At 61.4% G+C, this 21606-nt stretch carries 22 protein-coding genes; 10 read left to right on the top strand and 12 right to left on the bottom strand.

Annotated features, from left to right (window positions below; translation table 11 throughout):
* Positions 1-41: 41 nt before the first annotated feature.
* Together PYH37_RS09905 and PYH37_RS09900 are read right to left on the bottom strand one after the other, a co-directional pair.
* Positions 42-194, bottom strand: a complete 153-nt coding sequence (locus PYH37_RS09905) for a hypothetical protein (RefSeq protein WP_280736679.1) — start codon at positions 192-194, stop codon at positions 42-44.
* A gap of 99 nt (positions 195-293) precedes the next feature.
* Positions 294-1361 (bottom strand): alkene reductase, encoded by a 1068-nt coding sequence (locus PYH37_RS09900; protein WP_280731250.1) that lies wholly within the window; start codon positions 1359-1361, stop codon positions 294-296.
* A 105-nt stretch (positions 1362-1466) separates the two neighbouring features.
* Between PYH37_RS09900 and PYH37_RS09895 the strand changes: the two genes are divergently transcribed.
* Positions 1467-2342, top strand: a complete 876-nt coding sequence (locus PYH37_RS09895; protein ID WP_280731249.1) for a LysR family transcriptional regulator — start codon at positions 1467-1469, stop codon at positions 2340-2342.
* Positions 2343-2660: 318 nt separating this feature from the next.
* Here the strand turns inward: PYH37_RS09895 and PYH37_RS09890 are convergent, their stop codons facing one another.
* Together PYH37_RS09890 and PYH37_RS09885 are read right to left on the bottom strand one after the other, a co-directional pair.
* Complete coding sequence (locus PYH37_RS09890) at positions 2661-3674, bottom strand: PQQ-dependent sugar dehydrogenase (protein WP_280731247.1); 1014 nt, start codon at positions 3672-3674, stop codon at positions 2661-2663.
* A 611-nt stretch (positions 3675-4285) separates the two neighbouring features.
* The gene (locus PYH37_RS09885; RefSeq protein ID WP_280731246.1) at positions 4286-5227 is read right to left on the bottom strand and encodes a Kelch repeat-containing protein; all 942 of its coding nucleotides are present in this window, start codon (positions 5225-5227) and stop codon (positions 4286-4288) included.
* A 581-nt stretch (positions 5228-5808) separates the two neighbouring features.
* On the opposite strand from PYH37_RS09885, the gene PYH37_RS09880 reads away from it, so the two are divergent.
* The 6 genes from PYH37_RS09880 to PYH37_RS09855 all read left to right on the top strand — a co-directional run bounded on the left by PYH37_RS09880 (position 5809) and on the right by PYH37_RS09855 (position 10158).
* Positions 5809-6246, top strand: coding sequence for a VOC family protein (locus PYH37_RS09880; protein WP_280731245.1), 438 nt, complete (start codon positions 5809-5811; stop codon positions 6244-6246).
* Between the two features lie 233 nt (positions 6247-6479).
* The gene (locus PYH37_RS09875) at positions 6480-7088 is read left to right on the top strand and encodes a DUF1801 domain-containing protein (RefSeq protein WP_280731244.1); all 609 of its coding nucleotides are present in this window, start codon (positions 6480-6482) and stop codon (positions 7086-7088) included.
* Between the two features lie 491 nt (positions 7089-7579).
* Positions 7580-8047, top strand: a complete 468-nt coding sequence (locus PYH37_RS09870; RefSeq protein ID WP_280731243.1) for a DUF1801 domain-containing protein — start codon at positions 7580-7582, stop codon at positions 8045-8047.
* Positions 8048-8350: 303 nt separating this feature from the next.
* Positions 8351-8833, top strand: coding sequence for a methyltransferase family protein (locus PYH37_RS09865; RefSeq protein ID WP_280731242.1), 483 nt, complete (start codon positions 8351-8353; stop codon positions 8831-8833).
* A gap of 278 nt (positions 8834-9111) precedes the next feature.
* Positions 9112-9528 (top strand): hypothetical protein, encoded by a 417-nt coding sequence (locus PYH37_RS09860; protein WP_280731241.1) that lies wholly within the window; start codon positions 9112-9114, stop codon positions 9526-9528.
* Positions 9529-9606: 78 nt separating this feature from the next.
* Complete coding sequence (locus PYH37_RS09855) at positions 9607-10158, top strand: hypothetical protein (RefSeq protein ID WP_280731240.1); 552 nt, start codon at positions 9607-9609, stop codon at positions 10156-10158.
* Between the two features lie 101 nt (positions 10159-10259).
* On the opposite strand, the gene PYH37_RS09850 is transcribed toward PYH37_RS09855, so the two are convergent.
* The gene (locus tag PYH37_RS09850) at positions 10260-11204 is read right to left on the bottom strand and encodes a threonine/serine dehydratase (RefSeq protein ID WP_280731239.1); all 945 of its coding nucleotides are present in this window, start codon (positions 11202-11204) and stop codon (positions 10260-10262) included.
* A 51-nt stretch (positions 11205-11255) separates the two neighbouring features.
* Between PYH37_RS09850 and PYH37_RS09845 the strand changes: the two genes are divergently transcribed.
* Positions 11256-11558, top strand: coding sequence for an ArsR/SmtB family transcription factor (locus PYH37_RS09845; RefSeq protein ID WP_280731238.1), 303 nt, complete (start codon positions 11256-11258; stop codon positions 11556-11558).
* An 850-nt stretch (positions 11559-12408) separates the two neighbouring features.
* On the opposite strand, the gene PYH37_RS09840 is transcribed toward PYH37_RS09845, so the two are convergent.
* Entirely contained in the window at positions 12409-12723 is a 315-nt protein-coding gene (locus PYH37_RS09840) for a zinc-binding metallopeptidase family protein (RefSeq protein ID WP_280731237.1), read from the bottom strand.
* Positions 12724-12911: 188 nt separating this feature from the next.
* Positions 12912-14249, bottom strand: coding sequence for a tetratricopeptide repeat protein (locus PYH37_RS09835; RefSeq protein WP_280731236.1), 1338 nt, complete (start codon positions 14247-14249; stop codon positions 12912-12914).
* A gap of 199 nt (positions 14250-14448) precedes the next feature.
* Between PYH37_RS09835 and PYH37_RS09830 the strand changes: the two genes are divergently transcribed.
* Entirely contained in the window at positions 14449-15435 is a 987-nt protein-coding gene (locus PYH37_RS09830) for an AraC family transcriptional regulator (protein WP_425336211.1), read from the top strand.
* 209 nt (positions 15436-15644) lie between these two features.
* Here the strand turns inward: PYH37_RS09830 and PYH37_RS09825 are convergent, their stop codons facing one another.
* A complete protein-coding gene (locus tag PYH37_RS09825; protein ID WP_280731234.1) occupies positions 15645-16073 on the bottom strand; it encodes a GFA family protein in 429 nt (142 codons plus the stop codon).
* A 75-nt stretch (positions 16074-16148) separates the two neighbouring features.
* On the bottom strand, positions 16149-17012 hold the full coding sequence (locus PYH37_RS09820; RefSeq protein WP_280731233.1) for a GNAT family N-acetyltransferase: 864 nt from the start codon (positions 17010-17012) through the stop codon (positions 16149-16151).
* A 230-nt stretch (positions 17013-17242) separates the two neighbouring features.
* Here PYH37_RS09820 and PYH37_RS09815 point away from each other — a divergent pair, with 230 nt between their 5' ends.
* The gene (locus tag PYH37_RS09815; RefSeq protein WP_280731232.1) at positions 17243-18157 is read left to right on the top strand and encodes a LysR family transcriptional regulator; all 915 of its coding nucleotides are present in this window, start codon (positions 17243-17245) and stop codon (positions 18155-18157) included.
* 96 nt (positions 18158-18253) lie between these two features.
* Here the strand turns inward: PYH37_RS09815 and PYH37_RS09810 are convergent, their stop codons facing one another.
* The 3 genes from PYH37_RS09810 to PYH37_RS09800 all read right to left on the bottom strand — a co-directional run bounded on the left by PYH37_RS09810 (position 18254) and on the right by PYH37_RS09800 (position 21417).
* Positions 18254-18643, bottom strand: coding sequence for a cupin domain-containing protein (locus PYH37_RS09810; RefSeq protein ID WP_280731231.1), 390 nt, complete (start codon positions 18641-18643; stop codon positions 18254-18256).
* A gap of 417 nt (positions 18644-19060) precedes the next feature.
* Complete coding sequence (locus PYH37_RS09805; protein WP_425336054.1) at positions 19061-20023, bottom strand: DUF2950 domain-containing protein; 963 nt, start codon at positions 20021-20023, stop codon at positions 19061-19063.
* A gap of 20 nt (positions 20024-20043) precedes the next feature.
* A complete protein-coding gene (locus PYH37_RS09800) occupies positions 20044-21417 on the bottom strand; it encodes a DUF3300 domain-containing protein (RefSeq protein ID WP_280731230.1) in 1374 nt (457 codons plus the stop codon).
* Positions 21418-21606: the final 189 nt, after the last annotated feature.

Genomic DNA, 21606 nt, shown 5'->3' with positions numbered 1-21606 from the left:
ACTTGGTGCCGTTCTACCGTCCTCCGCCAGCTTTGTTGTTCTCAAGCTTGCAGCGCTTCCATCACCACCTCCTGCACGATCTGGCTGCCTTCCGGCGTGGTCCAGTTGCCGGCAAGCTCCGCGATGATCTGGTTGGTACCAGTCAGCGTGACCCCATTTTGCTCCATCCACCGCAGGGCCATCTCGTCACCCATCTTTGTGCGGGTTGCAGCGCCCCCGAACTCGCCACGCTGGTAGGCCGCAGTCCGTAGGAGCGGAATGGCTGCCGCGGTTGGCAGCCATGGCGGTGCTCCTTACGCGACGGCGTCGAGGGTCGGGTAGTCGATGTAGCCCTGTGCGCTGCCGCCGAAGAAGGTGTTGCGATCCGCCTCGTTCATTGGCGCACCGGCCTTGAGTCGCGCGGCAAAATCCGGGTTGGCCAGAACCATCTGGCCATAGGATTCCAGGTCGGCCAGCGCCGACGTCACATCGGCCCCGATCTGGTCGCGCGGGCGGCCCGGCCGGTTCAGGATCAGCGGCTGTCTCCAGAGTTTGCGGATGTCGGCCAGAAGCGGCTCGTTGCCATTGTGCATGATGTGGAGGTATGCAAGGCCCAGCTTGTCGAGTTCGGCGACCAGATAGCGGTAGAGATCAGGCCCTTCGGCGCCTTCGTCGATGCCCCACATGGTCGTGCCGGGAGACAGGCGGATCGCCGTCCTGTCCGCGCCGATCTCTTCGGCAATGGCGATGGCCACTTCCACGGCGAAGCGCGCGCGGTTCTCGATCGAACCACCATATTCATCGGTCCGGGTGTTGGCGCTTGGGGCGCAGAACTGATGCACGAGATAGCCGTTCGCGCCGTGGATTTCGACGCCATCGGCGCCGGCTTCGATGGCGCGCCGCGCCGCATAGCGGAAGTCCTGAACGGTCTGGCGCACTTCGTCAGTGGTCAAGGCACGCGGCGTGGCGATGCCCTGCATCCCTTTCAGGGTAAACATTTGCGTCCCCGGCGCAATCGCTGAGGGTGCGACTCCCTGACGATGATGCGGCGTGTTGTCGGGGTGTGACATGCGCCCGACATGCATGAGCTGGATGAAGATGTGCCCGCCCGTGTCATGCACGGCCGAGGTGACGTTCCTCCAGCCGGCGACATGCGCGTCGGTATAGATGCCCGGGGTGGTGAGATAGCCCTGTCCGTCATCCGAAGGCTGGGTGCCTTCCGTGACGATCAGGCCAACACTGCCGCGCTGGGCGTAGTACTCAGCGGCCACTTCTCCCGGCGTGCCGTCGAACTCGGCGCGGGAGCGGGTCATCGGTGCCATGGCGAGGCGATTCGGCAGCGCATAACGACCGACGTTAACGGGCGTGAACAATTGGCTCATAGAGTGAACTCCTTCTTGGTGATGCCGAGAACGAAAATAGGTAATGAAGTTATCGGGATAAATCCGCTAATACTGAAATGATTGATCCACATATGGAGCAATGTGATGGAACTGCTGAATGACATGGCTCTCTTCGTCGAGGTGGTAAAAGCCCGAAGCTTCCGGCGGGCGGCCGAGGCGGTCGGCATGCCGAACTCGACGCTGTCGCGACGGATCAGTGGTCTGGAAAAGGCAATTGGACTGCGCCTTCTGCATCGCACGACGCGCAGGATCGAACTGACGGAAGCGGGCCAGATCTATTTCGAGCGCTGCAGGCGCATCGTCGATGAGGCGCGGCTCGCCCACGAGCAACTCGGCGAGATGCTGGCGCAGCCGAGCGGCGTATTGCGTGTCTCCCTGCCCGTGGATTTCGCCATTGCCTTTCTGGCACCTCGCATGGCCGAATTCTGCCGCCGCTATCCTGGAATTACCTTCGATTTCGACCTCACGCCGCGGCGGGTCGATCTGGTGGCCGAGCCCTTCGATGTTGCGATCCGCATGGGAGAATTGCCGGATTCGACCCTGATTACGCGCAAGCTTTCTCAGCGGTCGCGTTACCTCTACGCTTCGCCCCGCTATCTTGAACTCTCCGGCGAACCGAAAGAGCCGGCAGATCTGGCTCAGCATGAGTGTCTGTGCATGCCGAGGGCCGCCACGTGGACGTTGCGCGATGCAGCGAACAGTGTCGAAATCACCGTTGGCGGCCGCTTCACGCTCAATAGCATCGGCATGATGCGTCGGCTGGCCACGCTCGACCTGGGCATCGCCCTTCTGGCGGAGGAAATCGTCGCCGACGATCTGGCCGATGGCCGGCTGCGTCGCGTGCTGCCGGATTGGCAAGCCACCCCAATCTCTGTCTACGCCGTCACCGAAACGCGCCTGCTACCGGCGAAGACGCAACGTTTCATCGCGTTCCTGAGTGAATGCTTGAAGCAGGCTTAGAAGCATCATTGTCCGCCTTAAGCATACCTTTTCGCCATTCGGTACTTAAACCCGATGGCCGCAACGGGAGCCGAAAGCGGAAGTTGGCCGATCGAGCTTGACCCTAATCGGCCGGGCTCTTCCTCAGCGGCAACGCGTGCGTTATCGTCGCGAGATCGCAAAAGGTCGCATAAGGCGCAGCCGGGGTCGGGAGCCTTAGGCAGCCCTTCGAAGTCCGCGGCAAGCTCGCCAATGTTGAACCCGACTACCTCGAAGCGCTCATCCGACCAACCAAGCCGTTAACCTGAAGCGAGTCCCCCTGAAAGCAACCCTTGCGCGTTATCGCCTGAAGACGTAAATCGCGCCTCCGGCGTCGTCGGATACGAGGACGGAACCGTCGGGCGCTTCCTTGACGTCCACGGGCCGGCCGACGTTTCTGAGGAAAGGCGTCGCCGAGACCGGGCGGCCGCCCTGGAAGCGCACCCGCACGACCTGACGCCCGACCGGAACCGACCTGTCCCAACTGCCGTGCTCGGCGACCAGAGCGTCGCCGCCGAGGCTGCGGAAGAAATGGATTCCGAGGGTCGCGACATGCGCCTGGAAGTTGAAGACGGGCGGAATCTGCCGCGCGGGCGGCGGCGCGTCCTCGAACCCTTTGAGCCGGATTTGGCCTCCGAAATAGGGAAAACCGTAAAAGCCGCCCGGCTGAAGCGCGTTCAGCTCGTCGGGTGGGATATCATCGCCCATTCGGTCCGCGCCGTTGTCGGTGAAAAACATTGTGCCGCCGCGCCAGTCGAAGCCGACCGAATTGCGCACACCCCAGGCGACTCGTCGAAGGTCGGACCCGTCCTGGTTCATGCTAACGATCGTACCTTGCCGCCCGCGCGGCAAGCAAATGTTGCAAGGCGATCCCAACGAGACATAGAGCCGGGAATCGGGGCCGACGGCGATATAGCGAAAACTATGCGCTCCCGAATTCGGCAACCCTCGGCGAATATCGCGCCTGCCGCTCAGAGCGCCCCCACGCCCGATGTCGAACGCGGTTATGCTGTTGCTCGACGCGACGAACAAACGACCGCGGGAGCATGCGACTCCGTTCGCAGCGGAAAATCCGGAGGCGGCCCGCCGGGCGCGGCCGCCGGACAACGGCACGGCATAGACCGAGGAACCTTTGGTTCCGACGAACAACATGTTGCCGCAGACCGCCATTTCGCGCGCGGCGGGAACGCGGGCGAGCAGCTCGGCCCGCGCCGGGCCGAGGGCAATGCCGGAGGCGACCGTCGCGACCGAGGCGAGCGCGAGAAATCCGATTCTGGCGAAGAGAAATCCGGCTTTAGGGGAAAAGACGTCCATTGGCGCCCTCCGAATACAAGCTGAATTTGTTCGAGAGAATTGGAGCGGCTTATTCTCATTTCAAGGTGGTCTCCTGGACTGGGGCTCGGCCGCGGTCGTGGCGTAGCGTCCAGAGCTGCTCTCGCGCCGACGAGAACGTCAAAGGGCCGGCATGGGTGGTGTCCCGTCGTTCGCCTCGCATGGACAGCGTTTTCGCCAATGCGGACGTTCCAAGCGCTTCAACAATGCGCCGCAGTGGCCGCGCGCGGGACCTTGCCATCTGAAAGCTGATCAATTGCCGGAGCTGACTGCTGCATGTTTCCTTAAATCGGAGCCGATTTAAGGAAAAAACATGCAGCAATTCAAAGCGCTACAGCGGCCTTTGTGCGTCTGAAACGACGCACGGCGCTGTAGATCGTTGGCGGTGGGCTCTCGATTGACGAGCATACCCCGCGCTCGCACAGCATGTCCTCAGGTCGCTGTGGCTCACAGCGCATGCCATACCACCGCACCGTCCGCAAAATGATGCCGCGGAAATGCCGCCACGTGAAATGCAACCCAGCCGCAAACACAGGAGGCTCAAATCCCGCAATCGCGCAACAGTACCCCGGGCTCTCCCCTCTGGGCGGCGTCTAGGGGGTAAAGACCTCGTTGGCGGGGGAAGCCGAGCCGCCCGGCGTCGGCCCGCCGCCGATGACGAACATCCGGCCGTCGACCACGGCCGCCCCCAGGCCGTGCCGCGCCGTCGGCATTGCTGCAAGGCGCTGCCAGTCGTCGCTCGCCGGATCGTAAGCCTCGACCGTGTCGAAGGTGCCCTCCGGCGCTTCGCCGCCGACCACAACGATGCGCTCGTCGATGACGCCCGCAGCGATCCCGCTGCGCGGTGTCGGCAAGTCGGAGCGGCGTTGCCAGCGGTCGCTCGCCGGATCATAGACCTCGTTGGCGGCCAGGTTGCTGGCATAGCTGCCGTCGATGCGGCCACCGATGGCATAAAGCCGCCCGCCAATCACGGCGACCGCGAGGTGGTCGCGCGGGGTTGGTAGAGCCGCACGGTTCGACCAAGTGTCGCTGGCGGGATCATAGACCTCATGCGCAGGCGTATTGCGTCGCTCGTCTCCAGCCCCGCCGACGACATGGATCTTGCCGTCGAGCACCGCTGCGGCAAGTGCACCTCGTGCGGTTGGCATAGGTGCCAGGCGGCGCCAGCGATTGCGCGCCGAATCATATTCGTAGAGCGAGGCGACCGGCGTCCAGCCGTCAGAATAGCCGCCAACAACATAGAGCTTGCCGTTTAGGCCGACCGCCCCCGCATGATGCAGCGGCTGCGGGGGTGGGACGCCGCGGCTCCAGCGGTCAGCGCGCGGATCATAGATCTCCAGGTTACTGGCGTTGGAGAAACCGCCGACCACATAGATCTTGCCGTCCAGCTCGGCGACGGCGATCTCGGAGCGCTCGGAGGGCATCGGCGCGGCGCTCTGCCACTGGCCAGCGCCCGGCTGCGCCGCCGTCGCGCTGCTCAGCAGCAGCCAAACAAACACGAGTGTGAGGAACGGGTATATTTGCGGTAATGGCATATTGAGCCTCCTCGCCGGTGCCCGAAAAAGGACGAGCCAAAGGCGGCCTATCGAGAACCATCCGCCGAAGAATACCTGAAAAGGTCACGGCGACCACGAATCCTAAGAATCCGCCGATGCCCAATGTCGCGCCGCCGGCCCTCAACAAAACAGGTTTCTCCTAATCTCTCCAAGGTAAGACCTATCTCCACCTCTGTCGATGAGGTGGGCTTGTCACATCAATCATGCCGAAGAGCCTCAGTCGCTGCTGTTGGTAGAGTTCGACCCAGTCTGACGAAGCCACCGATACCGGCCCACATCCGCGCTCCAGCTCAGGCACGCGCGCCTGCGATGGCATTGGGAGCGTCGCAACCGGGTGGAACTTTGCCGTTGGCGACGGCTGCCGGAAAAGCGTGCCGCGCGTCTTATCAGACGCGCAAAAGATGCTGTAGCGCCTTGAATTGCTGCATGTTTTTATCCTCAAATCGGCTACGATTTAAGGCAACATGCAGTAGCTGGTCTTTCATGATCACGGCTCTGGTCCCTTCGACCCTGAAAGCCGCAGGCGTCGCTCGATCTAAAGCCGGAATAAGGAGGAATCCATGCCCCGCATGATCTTCGTCAACCTGCCGGTCGTCGACCTTGCTAAGTCTAAGGCCTTTTACGAGGCAATCGGCGCGGCGAACCAGCCCAAGTTCACGGACGAGACCGCCGCCTGCATGGTGTTCTCCGATGCAACCTTCATAATGCTGCTAACGCACGACAAGTTCAGTCAGTTCACGTCCAAGCGGATCGCGGATGCACATTCGACGAGCGAAATGCTGCTGGTCATTTCGCAGGAGAGCCGCGAGGCGGTGGATGCGATCACCGACAAGGCGGTCGCGGCCGGTGGACGCGAAGCGCGCGAAAAGTCGCAGGATACGGCTTTCATGTACAGCCGCTGCTTCGAGGACCTCGACGGCCATATTTGGGAGCCGCTGTGGATGCACCCCGAAGCGGCCGTGCAAGTGCCCGAGGCGTTCGCCAACACGGCCGCTTAACCGCACGCTTCGGCGTCGAAGCGGGCGTTGGGGCGCTGCCTTATCTGACCAGGAGCTTGGTTGCCGTAAGGTGAGACGCTATCATCTCGGGCACGTGCGCTGGTGGAGCACCTGTCCCTTGGCGCAGAATATCCTGAGCTGCATACCAGCCGACTGGCATGCCGAGTAGGTCGACATCACTAAAAATCAAACTATCCTTGATTATTTCTCCGTCTATCAGTGGAGCGAACGCAATGGCCGACGAGACGTCCATCAAGTCAACGAAGGTCGCAAAGAAGACCGCCACCGAGCAGGCCGCTGCGAAGGCGGCCAAGCCGCGCACATCGGTCGCCAAGTCATCAGCCCGCAAGTCCGCGAATGCCGCGGCGAAGGAACCGCCGGCGCACTATGCAGTGCCCAAAGCCACCGCAACCAAGGGCAAGGGCCCGGCGGTGGCCGCGAAGCCGACCCTCCTCGCAGGCGGCAACCCTCAGATCGCGAAGGGCTATGGCAACGCGCCCGTGCAGGCCTACATCGCGGCCATGCCGGGCTGGAAAAGCGACGTCGGGCGCCGCCTCGACGAGATCGTCGTGCGCACCGTCCCCGGCGTGCACAAGGCAGTCAAATGGAACTCGCCCTTCTATGGCATCGAGGGCCAGGGCTGGTTCCTCAACTTTCATTGCTTCACGAAGTACGTCAAAGTGGCTTTCTTCCGCGGCACGTCGCTGCGTCCTCTGCCCCCCGGCGAATCCAAGCACAAGGACGTGCGCTACCTCGACATCCATGAGGACGACCAATTCGACGAAGCTCAGTTCGCCGACTGGGTGAAGCAAGCCAGCCAATTGCCCGGCGAACGAATGTGAGCGGCAAGTGCGAGGTGCAGGCGCGGCGTGAGCGGACGCCAAGTCATCGACCCGCAAGCCCACGAAGGCCGCGGCGAAGGAACTGCCGGCGCACTATGCAATGCCCAAGCCCGAGGGCGCCGCGCCGTGCAAGCCTGGAGTGACCTCCTGCCGGATTGGCAAACTGCCTACTGTTTTTATCCTTAAACCGTAGCCGATTTAAGGATAAAAACATGCAGCAATTCAAGGCGCTACAGCGTCCTTTGCGCGTCTGATAAGACGCGCGGCGCTGTAGGCTCGCCGCCTCGATGTCGTCGTGACACGCGAGGGCACGAACGTCGACAAGGCGTCAAGTGGCAGAGCGTCTGGTACCGCGTGCCCCGGGTCGATGCACCCGAAATCGAGATCCAACGTGATAAGCTGGTTCGACATCGAAGACGCTGATGGAAACGATATGCGGGGGTACCAAGTGCTGACAGGCGATACTCAGTGACGGCCGAGCGACAACAGCCATGAAGAAAGGAGCAACAACCATGCAGAAGAGCGGCTCTAAGGAAGGCGAAGGAGAAGACTCTCCCTCTCATCTGATCGATGCGAGAATCAACGAGCTGAGTGATTGGCGGGGCGAGACGCTCGCTCGGGTCCGAAGTCTCATCAAGCAAGCCGACCCCGAAGTGGTCGAGGAGTGGAAGTGGAGAGGGGTTCCGGTGTGGTCGCACGCGGGAATCATCTGCACCGGCGAGACGTACAAGAATGTCGTGAAGATGACCTTCGCCAAGGGCGCCTCGTTGGAGGACCCTTCAGGCCTCTTCAACTCCAGCCTCGAAGGCAACACCAGGCGTGCCATCGATATCCATGAGGGCGACAAGATTGATGAAGAGGCGTTGAAGGCGCTCATTCGCGCCGCCGTGGCACTGAACACCTCGGTGCGCGCTACCGCTCGCCCCGTCCGCTCTCAGAAGAGACCAAAGAGCGAATGAGGAGCGTCGTGAAATCGGCCAAATGACCTGCTTTCCGAGGCCCCTGAGGGGGTCTCAAGTGGTTCCATCAGCCCGACCATCCCTGGCGCCATAGGTGGCAAAAGGAAGTTCTCACTGGCCCGCTTCTCTGAAGCTGACGTTCGCATGGCGAGGAGTGTCGGTCGAAATTCGATCCTTTAGCTGTCCCCGCCTCTCTGCCTTCAAAACTCTTTTGAAGCGAGGTAAACTCCCACCGGTGGAAAACACGCTCTCCGTGCGCTGGAATTCCGGGGCCGCGGGGGAGCGGATCGGACAGGCGGCGGCATGAACGAGGCGACGGGGAATTTGCGCGACAATCCAGGCGCAGCGGTACGGCCGCCGATCGCCTGGGCGCTCGCGGCGATTGCCGGGCTCGCGCTCGACTGGCTCTATCCGCTGCCGTTCCTGCCGACGGACGTGCCGGCTGGCTGGCTCGGCGGCATCGTGTTCCTCGCCGGTGTGGCGCTGCTGATCTGGGCGGCGACGACCTTCCGCCGCGCGGGAACGCAGATCCAGACCACCCAGCCGACGACGAAGATCGTCGACGAAGGCCCCTACCGCTTCACGCGCAACCCGATCTATATCGGTATGTTCCTCGGCCTCATCGGCCTCGCCGTCGCCTTCGACAGCCTGTGGCTCATCGTCCTGTTGGCGCCGTTCTATCTCGTCATCCGCTACGGCGTGGTCGCCCGCGAGGAGGCCTATCTCGAGCGGAAGTTCGGTGACGTCTATCTCGCCTACAAGGCCCGCATCCGGCGGTGGCTGTAGCGACGGAGGGGCAATCCGCTGGAACCCGAACGACTGGAACGGGTGCAGGCTGTGCGAAACTCGGCTTCGTCCGAACTCGGCCGCTGATCGCCGTGGCATCCTGGATTACGTGTTCCGAGCCTGAGCGCCGTCTGTTGACACGGCCGTTAACGGCGCATTAATTCATTGCAACCTATAGTCGCAGACACGAATCTCTCCAATGCCCGCGCATGATGCCGCAGGACCTTTTCGAGTTTCGATGCCGATGTTGGCGTTTGAGACCGTCAGGACGCTGTTTCATGACGACGAATATTAACAACACCTACTTCCAGCAGAGCGCCGCGCTTCAGACCGTAAGGCTGCTGTTCGCTGCTCCGGCCTCAAGCACCTTGACGCCTTCGGCAGGCCAAGACGCTTCGGCTCGGATCACCGAGATCATCACAGCCAGCAAGGTATCCGTCTCCCCTGCGTTCCACGATGTCCTTCTTTCGTTTGCGGTTGAAGCGGGCCAGGCAGTGGCTCGGAGTAAAGTCGAAGGGTCCTTCGAACCCGATCCCGGACTGGAGCTATATAAAGAGTGGGGGAGTCGGACTACCGATCAGAAAGCAGCGGCGTTTCACGATGTCCTTCTCTCGTTTGCCGTTGAAGCGGGCAAGGCAGTGGCTCGGAGCAAGGTTGAGGGTTCCTTCAACTATGATCCGGGAGTGGAACTCTAAGTAGGGGGGAGTTGGACTACCGATCAGAAAAGAGAGTTCAGCGACTGGGCATCTCAGCAAGGGCGCGAATATATCTCGATGTACGGCGCCGACAGCGAAGAATATCTCCAGTTTCGACAGTCGCTGCAGAAATCGTGGAACGAGAATGACTTAGCGAGAGCGCAGCATGAGTACGAAATCGCAAAGCATCAGATCAACATCTATAGCGACCTACTTTCAAAAGGTTATATCGAAAAGAACGTCTTCGTCGAGCGGGAGGACGGCACTCTTGTGCGCCAGCGCGGCGAGGATGGGAAATTCCTCGTGGAGAGAATAGCCATCACCGATGAGCATCGAGCAATTTACCAGGAACGGATGGCGCCATATGAAAAGATAGTCGCCGAGTATCCCGCGAAGATGGACGATCTGATTTCAAAGTTCAAATATACCTTTAGCGCCAAGGGCGCCTACTCCGGGCTGCGGATGTCCGGTGAGCCGATGGTCAAGAACGCCAATGGCGAATACGAGTGGGGACAATACAAAATCAACAATGCCGTGACCGGCCACCTTTCCCAGGAGCTCCGCGCTGACGGAGTTCTCGTCGACTACGACCACGACGACAAGCCCAGGTTCGAGCGGCAGCTCAGATAGCGATCAACATCTTCTCAGGCTCCGGCGGCGCGGCCCGCAGAGTCCGCAATGGGGGTGGAGAGCAGCCATCCGGGCGACAGCCGCGATCCGGGCGCTGACCCTCAGCCGAACTGTACCGCCGTCGTATTGGCACCGCAGACGAGTACCGCAACACGCTCGCCCGGCGCAGGCACATATCTTCCGCCGAGCAATGCAGCCAACGCCGCCGCCCCGCCAGGCTCCACGGCAATCCGCGCCGCTTCCCACAATGACGCCTGCGCTAGCTTTATTTCGTCATCGGTCACCAGGAGCGAGTGCTCGATAAAGGCCTGCGCGACAGGAAACATCAGTCCGCCGACTTGTCTCGGAGCGAGCGAGTCGGCCGCGATCCCTTCGGTGGGCGCATCGACCGGGTGCCCCGCATCGAGCGCCATATGAAGCGTCGGCGAGCCTTCGGGCTCGACGGCGACAATTCTTTTACGACCGGCAAACCAGCCGGCGACGCCGCCGATCAAACCACCGCCGCCGACTGCAACCAGCACGGTATCGATACTGGGTAGGTCTTGCTCCATTTCGAGTCCGAGCGTGCCCTGACCGATCAGTGTCTCGACCTGATCATAGGCATGGATTGCCAACGCGCCCGTTTCGGTGGAGAACGCCTCGCTTGCCGCCAGCGCATCAGCATAGCAGTTTCCCGCAATCATCAGCTTTGCTCCGTAACTGCGGATACGCTCAGCCTTGGCCGGCGAGGTGACAGTCGGCACGAAAATCGTGACAGGAATTCCCAGGCGCCTTGCGGCATAGGCGACCGCGGCACCGTGATTGCCACCTGAAGCGGCCACCACACCGGCCTCCGGCACAGCTCTGCCAAGAAGATTGGCGAAGGCACCGCGCACCTTGAACGATCCGGTATACTGCAAACATTCGAGCTTAAGCGCGACCGGGAGAGGTGGGCGGCCAAAGTCCGTCATGTCAACGTGAAGGACGGGTGTATGCCGGATATGAGGGCGGATCAGCGCTTCCGTCTCACGAATGCGCTCAGCGGTGACCGGCGTGTCTACCTTCATAAGTCGCTCCCACGGTGTTGACATTAATTAGTTACTTGGCAAACTGACGAAATGCAAGAGATCGATATCATCAAGGCAATTGCGAACGAGAGGCGGCTCCAGATTCTCGACTGGCTCAGGAACCCGCAGGCGCATTTTCCACCGCAGACCGACGGCGATCTTGTCGAGGATGGCGTCTGCGCGGTTCTGATCGCTGAGAAGCTCGGCCTTTCCCCGCCCACTCTCAGCGAACATATGCGCGTACTGTCTCAGGCCGGGCTGGTGCGCCCAAAACGGATCAAGCAATGGATATTTTACAAGCGCGATGAAGAACGGATCAGCGCGCTGAAGAAGCTGCTGCAAGAACGGCTATGACCGCGGCAGGGCACCCTGATCCGTGCCGCACTGGCGCCGCGCTGAAACGTCCGCTAATGGGATGGACCGGCTGCTTCCCCGGCGGGTTAGTCTGCAAAGACTGTTGCCCGCGAAGAGAAGGAGAAGCAGCCATGGAAATCCATACTGAGAACACGCGCAAGCCCTGGCGACGATCGGGATCGACATTGGCAAGGAGGTCTTTCACGTCGTCGGTTTCGATCCCAACGGGAAGATCGCCTTCCGCCGGAAAATCAAACGGCTGGCGCTTGCCGAGACGATCCCGACGCGGCGCCGCCGCTGTCTCGTGGAAGGAGCACACGCGGCGGATGAGCAACGGGCTGGCTGAGGAAGTCCTGTCTCGGCTTCAACAGCGAGTTTCAGTCCACCCGAGATATACGTCACGAAACGGGTAAGCGCCGGTTCATCGTCCGCTACGAAATACGCCGTCTGTCGTCATCATGGATCTTCAATAGGCATCCGCTTTCAGAAAGGGAAAAGTGGCTCCTGAAGGCCTGAAGGTCCCGAATGGGTCAGGTCGGGACTTTACCTCTGCCTCTCACCGGCGACCACATTGGGTCGATCTTTCCAGTTCCGATCCGTCACGGAAGGGTGGAAAATTCTCGTTGCCGCCGTCGATCTGAACGCGAAGAAAGCGCCAGTCACCGAACATCGCGCTTCAGCAGCCCGACGACCGCTTCGCGCAAGCGGGGGTTGTCCCCGATTGGTTCCGGCCGCTGATCCATCCCGACCACAAGAGTGACGCTCATCCGGTTCGGGAGGCGTTGCGGGTTTCGCCGTGGTATTCTTGTCGAACCCCCAGCGGCGGACCGGCCAATTCCGCCACGAATGGTCAGAAATACTGGCAGTGGTCCGCCTTGACGGCCTTCTCGGTCAGGAACCATCCCGGATCGACTATGCCCTCCGCTTCGGCAATGAGATCGGCCTGCTCGACATCAAAGGTCTGGGCCGCATAACGGCAGCCGTACAAGCTGACATTCCCGGTAGCGACTAGAAGTTTCAGGAAGTCTTCGATTTCGGTTGGCTCGCCATCCGCGGTCATCCGGGCGCGCAACCATTCCGCGTCGTCCTTGTGCCGGCCGTCCACCGAAAGGGAGGGAGCTCCCTTGCTGGTCAGCACTCTCACTGCCCAGAGCAGAAAGAGCATGTCGACCTTTATACCCTTTCGGGCTTGGGTGTAGGCGAAGTCAGAGGCGTTAGAATCTTATCGTAGGCGTCGTCACGCACGACAATTGCGAGATGCTTCATGTGAAATCTCCAGTAGTCGCGGGCGTTTGTCTCGCCCTGGTCGTGTCCCGCCGCCGAATGCAGGAGGCGGCGGGACACAGAACAGGGTCAGGCGGCCTTCCGGCCCGGCGATGCGCTTGCTCCGGCTCGGGCCAGAAAGTTCTTGTTCACCGGGCTATGGGGCTTCAGCGCCAGGCGCTCATTGGCAAGGGCTTCCGCCAGACCGGCCAGCCCGCCACGGAAGGCAGCCTCGGTGAGCGTCCAGTCGATGATGTCACGCTGTGCGTGGCTGCCGCCGAAGCTGTTGGCGATGAAACGTGCGCCATGGAGGCGGTCGGCCGCGGTCTGGTAGTCGCCGCGCCAGAACGCCGCGAACCCTTCAACCAGAGGCACGGCGGTCCGCCGCCCCCATTCGGCGACATCGGACGTATCAATGTTCCTTCGATAGGCGTCGGCAATCCGATCGACCTCGCTGTCCCGGCCGGCGCCGAGATAGGCCATTACCGCATGCCAGTCGTTGAACGGATAGGTACGGCCGTCGGCATGGCTGTCCCAGGTTGTCGCCAGTTCGTTCCAACGATCGCCGACATCGTGGCCGGAGACATGCAGGCGCCAGAGAAGCGCCGAGGCATCGACCATGTCGAGGGCCACCGTGCTGCGGTCCTGCCGGATCGGTCCGTCATAGAGCGCGAAGACCTCGTCGACCTGTCCGAGATCGAGGTGGCAAAGCGAGCGGTGCCACCAGTTGTGGACCTTGAAGAAATTATCGTCGCCGGACCAATGCGGCTCGCGCGCGATCATCCAGCCGATGCCATCCTCGGCCCGGCCTTGCATCTCCATGACATGGGCGACGGCATGGTGCGCCCAGCAGTCGAGCGGCTGCAGGTCGACCGCGCGGCGGCCGGCGTCTTCGGCCCGGACATAGTCGCCGGTCTCCTCGAGGCCGAACGACTGCAGGCCGAGCAGGATCGAATAGCCCGGCATGTCGGCCGACCATTTCGGCAGGACGCGAGCGATCCTGTCGCGTAGGTTCCGAGCGCTGGCCCGGTAGAAATCCATCAGGTGGCCCGACTGCAGCGCGACAATGTCATGCGGATAATGCGCATTGTGACGGTCGAGAGCCTCGGCGGCCGCCGTCCACTGTCCTGTCAGGAGCAGGTCGAGCGCAGCGACGTGCGAAGCCTCGCGATTCGAGAGTTCCAGTGTCTTCGCCTTGTCGACGATCGCTTTTGCTTCGTTGGTCGCGTCGGGTTCGGTCGCCAGGCCGAACAGATGCGCTTTCAGGATATGCGCCATCGCGAATTCGGGCGCGGTCTCGATGGCACGGTCCAGCATGCCGACAGGGTCGCCGCGATAGATGTTGAATGCTTCGACGGCCCCGCCATAGATTTCTGCGGCCGCGATTGTCGCGCCCGAAAGTACATTTCCCTGTTTGTCGGTAATCACGATAAATTTCCCTTCGAGTATGGATGCCTTTATCACGTCGACCATCAGTGCCACGGCCTCGACAATCAGCTGCCGGTTCCGTGGATTTAATGCTAAGCTAGACCAGTACAGCGAGACCGATAATTGCCGATGCGCCGGAACACTTGGCCGATCCGCCGCCCGTTAAGGGGAGCGTTGTCAGCTGGACGATTTGCTGGACATGCTGCGTGCGATGCGCCTCACAGGAGGCATCTTTCTCGACGCGGAATTCACCGCCCCCTGGTGTATTTCCTCGCAAGTCGCCCCCGAAGATTGCGCCCCGTTCACTCCCGTGCCACGACACATCATCGGCTACCACTACATCATTGCCGGCAAATGCCTGGTGAAGGTCGGCAACCAGCCGCCGCTATCGGTCGAGAGCGGGCAACTCGTTGTTCTGCCGCGCAATGACGGCCACCTCATCGCGAGCGCACTGAATCTGCGGCCGGTCAATGCCCACCAGCTGATCGAACCGGCGCCGGTCGGAGGACTGGCGAAGATCGTTCACGGTGGAGGTGGAGAGCTGACGCAGATTCTGTGCGGTTTTCTTGGTAATGATTTGCCCTACAACGCCTTTATCGCGCTGCTGCCGAGCATCCTGAAGCTTGATGTCGCAGACGCGGCTTCCGGGAATTGGATAGAGAGCAATCTCCGCTTTGCGGCAAGGGAGCTGGCGGAGGGCCGCGCCAACTCGCCCGCGATGCTCGCAAAACTCGCCGAACTCCTGTTCATGGAGGCCGTCCGCCGCTACCTGGCCTCTCAGCCGCCCGCCCTCAGCGCCTGGTCGGCGGGAATGCGTGACCCGATCGTGGGACGCGCGCTTGGGCTCCTTCATGGCCAAATCGCACGGCGTTGGACTACGGAAGACCTTGCGCGGGAGATAGCCGTCTCCCGCTCGGCCTTTGCGGAGCGTTTCACCCGCGTCATCGGCGAGCCGCCGATGCGCTATCTGGCCCGACAGAGGTTCGAACAGGCCTCCGCACGATTGAGGGATTCCGCCGATCCGATCGCTCGGATCGCCTTCGAAGTGGGCTACGAGTCCGAAGCAGCGTTCAGCAGGGCGTTCAGACGCGAGTATGGCGTTCCACCGGCGAGCTGGCGTCGGGATCACATAACTGACAATCCTGAATCTCTACCGATCACTCGCGAAGCCGCTCAAGGCAGATAGTCGAACGACAGGAATAGTCTACTTGCGTCATCCTGCACTGGGTATCGAGTGACCGCTTTGGGGTCAAGTCGCGTCGTAGCGCGTCTCATTCTGGACGGCAGGAACGGATGTGGATAGCCGAAGTTCGGACGCCCCACAGCTGAGGTCTGGTTCGCGCCGAATGCCGCCATTTCGCTCGCTCCGCCACGGTGCCGATTGCAGGCGGCAGCCTATTCGGGCATAGCCTCGCCGGATCCGCCGGCCTGGGCGGGGAAATCCCTCAATTTCGGAAGTCCGTCCTTCATCGGCAGCACTGCTTCGGCATAGTTCAAGTGGACTGCCGGCTTGAAGGTCATGGTCGGGATCGCTGCGGCATAAACATCCGTCAAGCCGAAGGTCGGGTGGACCGTCATAAGATGACCCCCGCACTTGATGCAGAAGTGCCGCTCACTAAATCCGATCTTGTTGAACCGGCCGAGGAACTCCGCTCCCCTGACGATTTTTACGCTTTCTGCCTTCCATAGGGTGAAGGCAGTCACCGGCGCCCCCGAATAGGATCGGCAGGAGCTGCAATGGCAGTACCCCATTTCTTCCGGCGCGCCAGAGACCTGGATCTCGAGTGCCCCACAAAAGCAGGTACCCTTATGTGTGTCGGCCATGTCGCGCTCCCCTCCCTGGCAGTGCGGAACCCTCGTGAGCAGTGGCGATCCAGCTTGTCTTTTGAGGTGCCGAGCTTAGTAGAAAACGGATGGCATGTAGGCACCCTCTGGCACGTGATATTCCCCCATCGTCATGAGGGTCATCGGCTTCACCGCCTGCATGCCGTGCCCTAGGCACCATCGGAAAAGAGTGGTCTGACGCGTCGGCAGCAGGAACGAGACAGGTGCGCCAGTGACGGCCGCCGCGCCGACGATCAGGGCCTGCATCTCGTCCGCGGATTCCGCGACTCCATGGTTGGCGATCCAGAAATTCGGCGCCGACGTGTAGGCGGTTATGCGGCCCTCGCGCTCGGTGACCAGCGGAGCGAATAAGCGCAGCGCGTCCGTAAGATCTCTGCGGCGGGAAATGCCGTGCACCTTTATGCAAAGCGCATCGCAAGCTTCGAGATCCTGTTCGCCCATGGGGCGTACCGCGATGCCGGCAGGCGAGTTCTCGGTGGGCTGTCCCGCCATCACAAGTGCCGGCTCGCGGACCTCGAAGCCGAGCGAAGCATAGAGCGCGATCGTACGCACGTTGAAGGCGTCCTGAAGCAGGCGGACGCCTGCGGCGCCGTTCGATCGCACGAGCACCGCCTCCATTAGCCGCCGACCGATCCCGCTGCCCTGCAGCCGCGGATGTACGGTAATCGGACCAACTCCCCGAATGGCGTCGCCTTCGTTGAGGAAGTTCGAGCCCACGACCCGCCCGTCCTCTTCGGCGACGACGCCGAAGACCGACGGGTTGCCGGCCAAGCTTTGGACCAGCGCAATCGCGGCCTCGGTTCCTGGAAAATCGGGTGGGAAGCCATGGCGGCGCGCGATTTCCTCGAACGCCTCATAGATGATGCGGCCGCAAGCCTCGGCGTCCGCTGTCGTCGTCGGGCGTATGTGTACGGTCATGCTGTCCTCTCCTCCTCAGATATGTCGCGTCCGTTAAGCGCGCACGAAGCCAGTCACTCACGTGCGCCTTCCGCGAGCGGGATGGATACTCGGGAAAAACGAGCGGGCATTCCGCGAAATGATCAAGTTGGGGGCTTGCCTAAGCGCTGCACAGTGAAATTACGCGCGCTCACCGATCTGGCCAATCATTGTTATTGCGCAGCCGTTCTGCGGAAATGCAGAATGTGCGCATGTACGACTGGAACGATTTGCGCTACTTCCTTGCCGTCGCGCGCACCGGCAGCACCTTGGCTGCGTCGCGCACGCTCGGCGTGAACCAGAGCACCGTCGCCCGAAGGATCGCCGTGCTGGAGCGGGCGGTCGGGATCAAGCTATTCGACAGAAGCCAGGCCGGTTACGCCCTGACGAATTGCGGATTGGAGCTAATGGCCGCCGCCGAACGTGTTGAGGTCGAGGCGCGCGCATTCGCGGATCAGGCCAGGGCCATAGGACGGCGCGTGTCTGGCGTTATCCGCGTCACCACCAACGAGGGGCTCGCCAATGGGGTCATGGCCCCGGCGCTCACTGCCTTCCGTAGGCTCCATCCCGAGGTGCGGGTAGATCTAGTTGTCGATGAGCGACGGCTCGACCTCGCCCGCGGCGCGGCAGATGTGGCGCTGCGGACGGGAGCCCGCCCAACGGAGGCAGGTCTGGTCGGGAGGCGGCTAAAGCCGGTGGCCTGGGCCGCATATTGCAGCCGGAAATACGTCGAACGGCATGGTCGCCCCACGTCGGTCGAGGCACTCGGCCAACATGCGGTTGTCGGGGCCGACGGACCCATTGCGGTCCTGCCCGGCTGGACCTGGCTGCGGCGGGTGGCTCCCGACGCAGAGGTGGTGGCGACCTCCAGTTCGGTTACCAATCTGATCTCGGCTGTCAAGTCTGGGCTGGGAATAGCGGTCCTACCGTGCTTTCTGGCCGATTCCGACCCTTCGCTGGTCCGCTGCTTCGGTCCAATCGAAGGAGCGCAATCCGATCTGTGGCTCCTGACCCGCGAGAACCTGCGAGACGTTCCACACGTGCGTGCCTTCATCGATTTCCTGGCCAGTCACGTCGCTTCAATGCGGCACGTTCTCTCGGGCAAGGCGGCTTCGCGTCAAGCGTGAAGTCGACCCTGCCGCGGCGCTAAGGGTCGCCAATGACCACAATGGATCCAGAAGCGGTCGTTCTCAATCGCGGCGCTGACAGCGTGCCCAGACGGACTATGCTGGCGGTAATTCGAGGCCGTTCGGGAGTGAAATCCAGATGACAGTCTGCGCCTCTGGGGAATGGCGTGACAGATGGCCCTTACCGTGAGTGTCCTCCACTAACACGAAGCTACCCGCCTCAACGTGGCGCACCTCTCCGTCGCTCGTCTCGTATTCTACCGAACCATCCAGCCTGACCGTAAGCACCGGCTCTGGGACCTTATGCCAAGCAACCTCGCGCATGCCAGCAGGGATGTGGGTGATGCGGACGCGGGACGCCGGATAGCTGCCCGTAACGTCGAACGGCACGGCATCGGGGTGCACCGACCTCTTCGTCGTCGGCAATTCGATCTCGTCGAAATGTGACTCGCCATCCGGGGTGGCATAGATGCGAAGGCACTTCACGCGGCTAACTCCTCTAGTTCGCCATACTGAAACGAAGCGTGCCTACCATGAAGAAGCCAGGTAACACCACGGTCTGGTGTGAGAGTCCGCTTTGGGCCGATAGCGTTGAAAAAGTCCGATTTCTACAACGTCTGTTTTTTGGAGGGTCGTAGAGACAGCCCCAGAAAATTTGACGTGGGGGACCTGCCAATTTTGCGATCAAGCAGCGTGTGAGTCGTGTAGCGGAATTGAGACTGCATCGAGCGGCGACATTCGCTCAAATCGCGAACTGGCCGACTTTTCGGTAAACCCCAATTTTGGACTTTTTCAACACTATCCGCAAGAAGCGGACATCGGGCAGCCAACATCGGAGCGTCGCGTTTCGAACCGAAGCGGAAGTCATCTGATCCGGTCAAACTCTCATTTTAGGTGTGACAATCAATCCTGGACGATCTGCCAGTCGTCGTTCGGATTGAACTGCCGGATGTCGGCGGCGATGCTCTCTGTCTGGTCGCCGAGGTCCGCTTCGTAGACGATACCGTTGCGGTTGACGACGAAGGTGTGAACACCGGTCGCGCCATAACTGACCGGCCAAGCAACGAGGGCGAAACCGGCGATCATATTGCCATTGATCACATAGTCGTACTTGCCGCCGGCAATGTTCTCGCCCTGGCCGGTGAGAATGCGGTAGTGATAGCCGAAATAGCCCTCCCCGGCCTTCGCCTTGGCGAGAACGGCACCATCTGCGAGTGCAGGTCCGGCCGGGCTTTCCGGCAGGCCCGGCGTGGAAGGCCAATAGAGGCCGTCCGTCTGGCCGTCGCTGCTGATCAGTCTCTGGGCGTATTCCAAGACCCCGTCGCCGTCGTGATCCTGCAGGGCATACTCCTGCTGCGCGTCGACATAGGCGCGCATTGTGGCGATCGCCTGAAGCTCGTTTTCGCCGACGCGGCGATTGGCGATTTCCTCGAGACCGGTATAGGTGTCGAAGGCCCATTTTCCGTCGTCGCCCTTGGCGATCGGGAAAGGCAGCGGCCAGAGTTCGTCGCCGATCTCGAGGATCTTCCGGTCCTCGACGTCCTCGACGATGACCTTCTCCTTTACGCCCTCTTGGATTTCCGCGTAGGCTTCCATCACGCCCTCGCTGGCCCTTGTCTTCGCGGCGTCGAGGCCAAGCAGATTGGCGAGCTTGTCAAAGTCTCCAGTAGAGACGGTCGACTTGAAAGCATCCACTGCCTGTTCCGCCGTGGCGAATGCCGCGGGTTCAGCGGCGGCCGCATAGTCGGAGAGCGGAGTTTCCGCGGACGTGCCGGACTCCTGGGCGAAGCCGACTGTCATGGACGCGCACATCAGGACCGATCCAGCGAGGGAAGTGAGAAGCATGTCACGAACGCTCTTGGCCATGTCCGTTCTCTCCCTCTGGCCTATCTACGGGGGCGAGGGCGTTTGATCTCGCGATGCGGTTTCGCGCCGCCGCGCTGGCCGCCACCCAACGCCTCACGCCCGCGGTCCGACTGAAGCTTGGTGACCTTGCCGCTCTGCGCTTGCCCGAGTGGCAATGGCTTGCCGCCGCCACTTCTCTCGATCTTTCCGCCCGGCTTCGGCCGACTGATCTGACGGTCGCGGTTTGCACTGGGTCTGACGGTGCTGACCTGGTTCGCGACGGCCGGTCTCGACTTCATCGCCTCCGAGGGTCTCCGGTCGCCTGCGACGGTATTCACCCGACTTGCGTCGATCCTTTGACGGGCGTCTAACTTACTCTTGCGAACGTCGTCGACTGAAATCGTGCCGGTGCGGTTCCTGGCGGCACCGAGCTGCTCATTGCGCACGGTCCTCGCTCTGCTGGCGACGTTGTTGTCCTTTATGGACTTGAAATTGTTTTCGAACGAAGTCCTATCAATCTTGGCGAGCTGGCTCTTGTCGAAGCTGATCTTGCTGCGATCGACGTTCTTCCAATCGACGTCGTTGAAATTCACCTTGCCTCTGATGTTCACATTGTTGAAGCAGTTGTTGCAGTCGATCTTGATGTCGCTGCCGCCCCAGCGCCCGCCCCAAACGCCCCAGTCATCCCAGTCGACGACGGCGGCGAACACCGCACCGGTCACGAAACCCGCAAAGAACGTTGCAGTCGGATAATAGTAGTTCGGATAGGGCTCGGGATAATAGGCAAGCGGAGCGGGCTGATAGTTTGGAGCGTAAAGCATTTCCGGCGGATACTGCGGCACGTAGATCTTTTCCGGATTGGCCGCCTGGATCACGACGTTGTCCCTCTCCAGCACCACCGTGATCTTGTCGTCCGATTTGATGATGCCGTCGGCGACGGCCTTGTCGCGCAATTGCTGAATGGCGACAAGCACGTCCTTCTGCTGATAGGCGAGCGCATCGCCGAGCGACTGCGTCCAATCGAGATCGTCGCTCATCATCTTGACGATCTCGGGATAGTTCAAGAGGGAGATGATGCTGCCGTCCCAGCTCTCCTTCGGCTTCAGGTCCTTGTTCGTCTTGACCTGTTCGAGGAAGCGCGCTGCCTCGACGATCTGCAGCGGGTAGAGCGATGCCGAAGTCACCAATGCGACAAGCTCATCCGGATAAAGGGCGATGCGGGCGACAAGGATTTCTAGTTCTTCTTCCGTTAGCGGCTGGGACTGCATATCTGCCGTGTCTGCCCCACCCGTGGCTGCTGCGGTTTGCTCCTGAGCAGCGGCTGCCACGACGAAAGGCGCCGGCGGATACGATGCGAGAGCAAAGGCGGCTGCCATACTCACTTTGATAGACGGCGCAAGCGTGTTGGATCTCATGGCCTGAACGCTCCCGGTGTTCGGAGATGCGTAAGCGTGTCTCGCGCCACCATGCCAGCTCTTCGGTATGCGTCCAACGGAGAGCATTTGATTAGGCAAATGCTTCCGGGCCGGCGAGCGCAGCATGTGGTCAGATAATGAAAGTGCCCAAACTACATCACCTAATACAATACATCCTGAAATATATGT

The organism is Sinorhizobium numidicum, assembly GCF_029892045.1.
Lineage (GTDB): Bacteria > Pseudomonadota > Alphaproteobacteria > Rhizobiales > Rhizobiaceae > Sinorhizobium > Sinorhizobium numidicum.
Note: the sequence above shows the minus strand (reverse complement) of the source record. Positions and strands in the feature narration are given on the sequence as shown.

Excerpts from the sequence above, each read along its gene's own strand:
- PYH37_RS09865 (WP_280731242.1), top strand. The coding sequence starts at position 8,351 with ATGAACGAGGCGACGGGGAATTTGCGCGACAATCCAGGCGCAGCGGTA.
- PYH37_RS09885 (WP_280731246.1), bottom strand. The coding sequence starts at position 5,227 with ATGCCATTACCGCAAATATACCCGTTCCTCACACTCGTGTTTGTTTGG.
- PYH37_RS09830 (WP_425336211.1), top strand. The coding sequence starts at position 14,449 with ATGCTGCGTGCGATGCGCCTCACAGGAGGCATCTTTCTCGACGCGGAA.
- PYH37_RS09880 (WP_280731245.1), top strand. The coding sequence starts at position 5,809 with ATGCCCCGCATGATCTTCGTCAACCTGCCGGTCGTCGACCTTGCTAAG.
- PYH37_RS09900 (WP_280731250.1), bottom strand. The coding sequence starts at position 1,361 with ATGAGCCAATTGTTCACGCCCGTTAACGTCGGTCGTTATGCGCTGCCG.
- PYH37_RS09805 (WP_425336054.1), bottom strand. The coding sequence starts at position 20,023 with ATGGCCAAGAGCGTTCGTGACATGCTTCTCACTTCCCTCGCTGGATCG.
- PYH37_RS09815 (WP_280731232.1), top strand. The coding sequence starts at position 17,243 with ATGTACGACTGGAACGATTTGCGCTACTTCCTTGCCGTCGCGCGCACC.
- PYH37_RS09890 (WP_280731247.1), bottom strand. The coding sequence starts at position 3,674 with ATGGACGTCTTTTCCCCTAAAGCCGGATTTCTCTTCGCCAGAATCGGA.
- PYH37_RS09905 (WP_280736679.1), bottom strand. The coding sequence starts at position 194 with ATGGGTGACGAGATGGCCCTGCGGTGGATGGAGCAAAATGGGGTCACG.
- PYH37_RS09800 (WP_280731230.1), bottom strand. The coding sequence starts at position 21,417 with ATGAGATCCAACACGCTTGCGCCGTCTATCAAAGTGAGTATGGCAGCC.
- PYH37_RS09840 (WP_280731237.1), bottom strand. The coding sequence starts at position 12,723 with ATGCTCTTTCTGCTCTGGGCAGTGAGAGTGCTGACCAGCAAGGGAGCT.
- PYH37_RS09875 (WP_280731244.1), top strand. The coding sequence starts at position 6,480 with ATGGCCGACGAGACGTCCATCAAGTCAACGAAGGTCGCAAAGAAGACC.
- PYH37_RS09895 (WP_280731249.1), top strand. The coding sequence starts at position 1,467 with ATGGAACTGCTGAATGACATGGCTCTCTTCGTCGAGGTGGTAAAAGCC.
- PYH37_RS09850 (WP_280731239.1), bottom strand. The coding sequence starts at position 11,204 with ATGAAGGTAGACACGCCGGTCACCGCTGAGCGCATTCGTGAGACGGAA.
- PYH37_RS09860 (WP_280731241.1), top strand. The coding sequence starts at position 9,112 with ATGACGACGAATATTAACAACACCTACTTCCAGCAGAGCGCCGCGCTT.
- PYH37_RS09845 (WP_280731238.1), top strand. The coding sequence starts at position 11,256 with ATGCAAGAGATCGATATCATCAAGGCAATTGCGAACGAGAGGCGGCTC.
- PYH37_RS09855 (WP_280731240.1), top strand. The coding sequence starts at position 9,607 with ATGTACGGCGCCGACAGCGAAGAATATCTCCAGTTTCGACAGTCGCTG.
- PYH37_RS09870 (WP_280731243.1), top strand. The coding sequence starts at position 7,580 with ATGAAGAAAGGAGCAACAACCATGCAGAAGAGCGGCTCTAAGGAAGGC.
- PYH37_RS09825 (WP_280731234.1), bottom strand. The coding sequence starts at position 16,073 with ATGGCCGACACACATAAGGGTACCTGCTTTTGTGGGGCACTCGAGATC.
- PYH37_RS09820 (WP_280731233.1), bottom strand. The coding sequence starts at position 17,012 with ATGACCGTACACATACGCCCGACGACGACAGCGGACGCCGAGGCTTGC.